General features: G+C 38.9%; 1 protein-coding gene and 1 pseudogene. One reads left to right on the top strand and one right to left on the bottom strand.

Annotated elements, in window-relative coordinates; translation table 11 throughout:
* Positions 1–209 (bottom strand): annotated as a pseudogene (locus RYH73_RS26620) (nuclear transport factor 2 family protein); the annotation flags it as partial.
* A 146-nt stretch (positions 210–355) separates the two neighbouring features.
* Between RYH73_RS26620 and RYH73_RS26615 the strand changes: the two are divergent.
* Positions 356–591 (top strand): AraC family transcriptional regulator ligand-binding domain-containing protein (locus RYH73_RS26615; RefSeq protein ID WP_335316473.1); only part of this gene is annotated, 236 nt, incomplete at its 3' end.

Genomic DNA, 591 nt, shown 5'->3' with positions numbered 1-591 from the left:
GCGAGTGACAGCGTATTTCGAGATATTTCGAACATCCCTCCTACCATTTCGAATACTTCATTACTGCTCTGTTTTAGTCCGGAAAAGCGGTTCGCACCTGGTTGGTTCCACTTTACTGACGGATGCAAGAGGCTTCCTAGTTTTTCCATATTCAGATTTTTTACTGCATTCACAAATTCTGTTACTACGATTTCTGTTTGTTGTTCCATTTTTAAGATATTTAATTGTTATTCAATACCACAAAGCTATAATGTAGTTCTGCGACAACGTTACCCTTTGACGACAACGAATTATCATTTCACGACAATTTAAAGAGGACAGTTCTTGGCATTACCAAAAATCTTAATTTTACCTTATGAAGCAATTGGTAATAAGTATCATTGGATATGCCGTGCAACGTAATGCGGACCCTTTGAAATTATGTAAACTAGCGGGTATCAATAATAAAGACCTAGACCAAAAAGATTTCCGCCCAATCAACGAAGAGCAATTTGAACAGCTGTGGTTCAATGCCGAACGTTTAATTGATGATCCGATAATCGGGCTTCATTTGGGAGAGTCTCTAGTACCAACGGCCTTGGGTATAGTGGG

Origin of the sequence: Olivibacter sp. CPCC 100613, from assembly GCF_036959255.1 — a bacterium.
GTDB lineage: Bacteria > Bacteroidota > Bacteroidia > Sphingobacteriales > Sphingobacteriaceae > Olivibacter.
This window is presented reverse-complemented; position numbering and strand designations above follow the sequence as displayed.